This is a genomic window from Streptomyces sp. 13-12-16, from assembly GCF_002114215.1.
Classification (GTDB): Bacteria; Actinomycetota; Actinomycetes; order Streptomycetales; family Streptomycetaceae; genus Streptomyces.
Genome location: NZ_NCTE01000404.1, coordinates 1 through 5,530, shown reverse-complemented (window position 1 = coordinate 5,530; position 5,530 = coordinate 1). Strand labels below are relative to the sequence as shown.

The following is a 5,530-nucleotide window of genomic DNA, read 5'->3' as shown; positions in this document are numbered from 1 at the left end:
CGCAGCCGCACCCGCCCGCGCCGTTGCCGCCGCCGCACCCCACTCCGGTGCCGGCCGTGGGGTCCGCCGCCGCGCCGCCGCCCACCGACGGCGCGGTCCAGCAGCGGCTCCAGGAACTGTGGGCGCTCGTCGACGCCACCTTCGGCTCCCAGCCGCTCACGCAGGAGCTGCGCAACGGGCTGTTCAACGCGCTGCGCGTGATCGAATCGGCGCGCGCCGGGCACCCCCGCTTCGGTGCCGCCCTGGACCTGGACGGCATCACCCGGACGCTGTTGCACCTGACACCGGACGAACCGGTGGACGCGGCCCGGCACTACGACGCCCTCACCCTCGCGAGCAGCGCCCACCGCCGGGGCCGTGGCGGCAGCCTGGACGCCATCGCCGCCTACGGGCTGACCAGGCAGGGCTACCCGCAGCAGTCCGCGCTCAGCGGGGACGACAACGTGCCGTACGGCAGGAACTGGACCGGACGTCCCGGCATCCGCCTGCACATGGACGTGGTCGCCGATCCCCAGGGCGTCCACCCCTCGCCCTGGGGACCCGCCGCCTACGCGGTGGTGGCCGAACGGAACGCCGAGGGAATGCTCCTGGCGGACGGCAGACCGGTGTCGGACGAGGAGTTCGCCGAACTGGTGCTGCACGACCCGGGGCGGCGTCCTGACGTGCCCGTGGTGGTCCTGATCGCGGACGAGGACGGCCGCAACGAGGCCCTCGCACGGGTGATCGCCGACCGCACCGGCACCCGTGCCTGGTTCACCTACGGCGACCTGCGGCTGGAAGCGGCTCCGTCCGGCCGCCGGGTGCCGGTCCTGGCCGCGCCCGCCTCCGGGAGCGATCCGGCGGGGACCTGGATCCCCGCCGACCCGGGACTGGTCCCGGACGACCCGGCGGCCACGGTCAGGGCCGCGAACGGCACCGTCTTCCCGGACGCCGACATCCACTCGTATCCGCTGGTCACGGTCGACGGGCAGACACTGACCGGGCGGGCGTTCCTCGACGCGCACGACATGGCGATGCGGGAGGAGGCCCTGCGGGTGGTGTCCGCCATCCAGCACTACACCAATGTCATGGAAGGGCTGCCCGGTGTGTACGCCGGGAAGCAGAGCGGCGCGCTGCCCCTGCCGCGGGGCCTGGCCGACTCCTACGTCTTCGTCGGCCACGGCGACAGCGGACGCACCACCGTGCCCCGCCGCAGCACCGGCGCCAACCAGGCGGTCCACCCCCGGCAGCTGGGCCGGATGCTGGCGCGGCGCAAGAGCATGCAGGCGCTGTCCCCCGACAAGCCGGTGTGGCTGCTGATCTGCGAGCTGTCCATGACGCGCGCCGACCAGGACCTGCTCGCCCATCCCTCCTCCGCCCAGTACGTCGCCAACGAGACCCGCCGCACCGTCTTCACCGTGGACCGGCAGATCTCGCCGAGCGAGGCCGAGGGCGGCCTGCCGCCGCACCTGGTCGTGTACGACGACCCCGACAACCCCGTGGGCCATGTCGAGGAGTTCCGTCCCGAGCCCGGGACCGACGCCCTCGACGCGCTCGCCGACCTGGGCGGACTGCCCGACGGGCTGCCGGGGCGCACCGACCGCGCCCTGCACTGGGTACGGGCCCTGCGGCAGACCCACGGCGTGCACATCGACTCCGATCCGGCCCGCGAGGCGGAGTTCCACGAGCTGATCGAGGGCTTCGGCGCCCTCGAAAGGCTGCGGTTCCAGGCGGCCGGCGACACCGACCCCGGTCTGCTCACCTGGGGCGCGCTCCGGCACACCGTCGGCCGGTACGCCGCCCGGCAGGGCTGGGACCGGTCGCTGACCGCCGGCTCCCTGGCACACCTGCTGCACGCCGCACGCACCGGCCGGCTGCGGCCCTCCGACGCCGCGGACCCCACCGCCCCCGCCGCACCGCCGGTCTCCACCGTCCCCCCGGCCCCGATGGACACGGTGTCGCTGTCGGGCCCTGACGCCGACCCCGACAACGACCTCGACAACGACAACGACCTCGACAACGATGAGGCCGAGAGCGTGGCGGTGCCGGACGGCGCCGGACCCGCCCCGGCGCCGCCCTCCTCCCGGTCCCGGGGCGCCTTCGAGTACCGCCACCGGGACGTCACCGATCCGGAGCAGCGCCGCCGACTCGCCGAACTGGCCGAGCAGATCGTGCTGTCCGGCCTGCGGGACCTCAGGGCGGGCCTCCGGCTCCCCACGATCACGGTCACCGGTTACAGCAACGGCCCGCGCTTCGCGCTGTCCGGTGACGCCGTCGAGCACGCCGGGACGGTCGGCCGGCAACGGGCGGACGCCGTGCGCGGCCTCCTCCTCGAGGAGATCCGGCGTCAGCTGGAGCTCAACGAACAGAGCGTGCGCGACGTCGCGGAGGTACGCGGCGGCACGGTCCGGGCCGAGGACTTCACGGTCGTCACGGAGAGCGGCGGCCGGGACATCGGCGCCGTCGGCCCGATCGACGGCGCCACCGGGCGGGCGGCACGGCGGCAGGCGGTCGTCACGGTCGACCGTTCCCCCCTGTCGGAGGCCGCCGCCCGGCTGGCGGAACTGAGCCCGGAGGACTTCGGCCGGCCGGACTGGTTCACCGGCCCGGACCGGCTCGCCGGGAAACTCCTGCACCTCGACGACAACCCCGGGGACGACCCCGACTCGGACGACGACTCGGACAGCGGCTCGGACAGTGATACGGACGGCGAGTCCACGGACTCTCCTCCCGCCCCGGTGCGCTTCGACGCCGACGACCTGTCGCACCGCGTGCGCCGGCTGTACGAGCTGACGGCCGAGGCGATGGCCGCCGGCCGGGCGACCGGCACGGCGTCACTGACCGCGTACCACCTCGGCAAGCAGGGCCTGCTGTCCGACGCCACCCGCCTGACCGCACCCGACGGCGCCCCACTGGGCCGCAACTGGACGGGCCGGCCCGCCCAGGACCTGGACGTCTCCTCGTACGACGTGGTGGACGGTGACGACCGGGACCCCCGGCCGTCACCGTGGGCACGCCGGCCCGGTGCCCCCCTCCCGTACGTGATCGGGACGAAGGACGGCGACCACACCAAGGTCAGGCTGTCCCTGCCGGACGGCAGCAAGCGGTGGCGGCTGTCGCCGGAGGAGTTCGCCGAACTGCTGGCCCAGGACGGGGAACTGGCGGGCCGTGAGGACGCCGCCGAAGTGGTGCTCGTCTCGCCGAACGCCGGCGCCATGGGACTGGACCTGCCGCGCAGGGCCGCGGCCCGGTCGGGCAGGACGCTGTGGTCGCACAGCGGCGAGGTCGCCCTGAAGCCGCACCCCGACACCGGCCGGCACCGCATCGGGGTGACCGACGACCGGGCCCTCGGCGACGATTCGACGGGCGAGTCGGCGGACGACCTGATGGGCGAGCCGATGGGCGAGTGGATCGCCAGTGACCCCGACGGCCTGGGGCCGGACGAGGGACGGCCGGAACCCGGGGAAGGCGCCCTGCGCACGCTCGACGGGAGGACCCTCCGGGACGCGGACGTCAAGTCGGTCACCCTCACCGACGAGGGCCGGCCCGTCGGCCGCGCGGTGGTCAACGGCGCCGACCTGGTCCGGCGCGAGCCGTGGCTCCAGGACCTGATCCGGTCGACGGAGTGGTCCGTCTACGACCCGGTCACCGGCGAGCCGATCGGGAGGCCCCGGCCGGTGCCGTGGAAGGGCCGCAAGCCCTACTTCTTCCTGGTCCACGGCCTGCCGGGGCAGACCCTCATGGTCGAGAACATGTTCCAGAACAACGTTCCGGTCCGGGGCACGGAAACCGGCGGCTACCTCCGGCGGCGCCCCAGCGTGACCCGGCTGGAACGGGACACCCCCATCGTGTTCCTGTCCTGCTGGGGGAGCGGACCGGAGGGGTACACCGCCGCCGCCCTGAAGCGGAGCCGCCCGTTCGTTCCCGACCCGCTCGCCGTCCCGTCGGCGGCCCAGGACGTCTCCAACTCGACCCGGCGCGACGTCTACGCCCCGGACAGGGAGCACTGGAGCCGCCACGCGAACGGGAGGCTGCACGACCACGGCATCCCCACCACCCCGGCGAACGACCCGGTGGACATGGTGAAGCTGCGCCCCGAACCGACCCCGGACGAACTCGACACCCTGGCCGCGCAGGCCGGCCTGGAGACCTCCCCGGACCTCACCCCGGCCACGGCCCGGGACACGGCACTGCGGCTGGTCCGCGCCCTGCGCATGACGTTCGGCGTCGACGTGGAGAAGGACAAGGACGACCCGGCCGGCACGTACCGCCGACTGCTGCGCGGCATCGGCGCCCTGGAGGTCATGCGCCGCGGGGACGGGAACCTGCGGGAGTACGGGGAGCTGACGCTCGACCTGCTCGACCGGGTCACCCGCGCGCACCACGGCCTGACGACCGCCCCCGGCACCAGGCCCGCGCCGCCGGACCCCGACGACGTACGGACGATGCTCGAGGCCGCGTCGGCGCGCCTGTCCGCCGACCCGGGGGCCGCGCTGTCCGACTTCACCGCCCTGCCCTCCGTGGACCGGGCCCGCGAACTGACCGGCCGCCACGACCCGGACCGGTGGACCCGTCAGGTGCTGGGACTGCGCCCGTCGGCGCACGTCACCGCGACCGACCGGCAGCACGCGCTGTGGGCCACGGTCAAGGCCGTGGAGAGCGTGGAGAACCACCCCGACCCCGACGCCCTGACGACGAAGGCGCTCCACCTGCCCGCCGGCGAGGACCCGCGGGACGAGGCCCTGCGGACGGAACTCCTCCGGACGGCTGCCACGGCGGCGGCCCTCGGCCGCGACGTCCACGACCCCACCGCGCTCGCCGCGTACGACCTCGAACGCCACGGCGCGCTGGACGACCGCACCCTCGTCACCTCCGTGAACGGGACGAGCGCCGGCCGCAGCTGGACGGGGAGGCCCGCCCCGGGCCGCGTGTGGGCGGACCGCTACGTGATCTCCCCCGACGGCGGTCTGGGCAACAGCCGCGGGGCCCTGGCGCCCTGGCACCGGAAGGACGCCGCGAAGGGCGCCCATCCCGGCGCGTACGTACTGGACATGACCGGCACCACCCCGGGACGGATCGACATGCCCTGGCCGGACGGCACCACCCGCCCGGTGCCCCACGACGAGATCGCCGAACTGCTCTCCCACGACCCCGTCCTGGCGCAGCTGGACCGGGACGTCACGGTCGTCCCCGTCGGAGCGGGAACGGGGGACGCCGGCCTGGCCGAGGCGATCGCCGCCCGGACGGGGGCCGCCCGGACGGTGTGGCTGCCGACGCGGCCCCTCCGGCTCCTCGACCGGCGGCCGGCGGTGAACGAGAGCCTTCTCGTGCTGACCTCGCCCCAGGACGACACGGGAGTCCACTGGTCGCGGACCCGCCCGCCCGCGCCCGAGGCCCAGCCCACCGGACCCGCCCCCGGCGTCATCACGGCCGGCGACGACACCCCGCTCCAGGCGCCGCCGTCCGAGGAGGCCCGGCGCCGGTGGATCGCCGGCCTGGTGAGCGCGGAGGACCTGCCGGGCAACCCGCCGGGGTTCACCGGCACCGAGCT

General features: G+C 75.1%; 1 protein-coding gene. It reads left to right on the top strand.

Features of this window, described 5'->3' with window-relative positions:
• Positions 1–47: 47 nt before the first annotated feature.
• Positions 48–5,530, top strand: a 5,483-nt coding sequence (locus B7767_RS16435; protein ID WP_179167169.1) for a lonely Cys domain-containing protein, incomplete at its 3' end; no start/stop codon positions are given.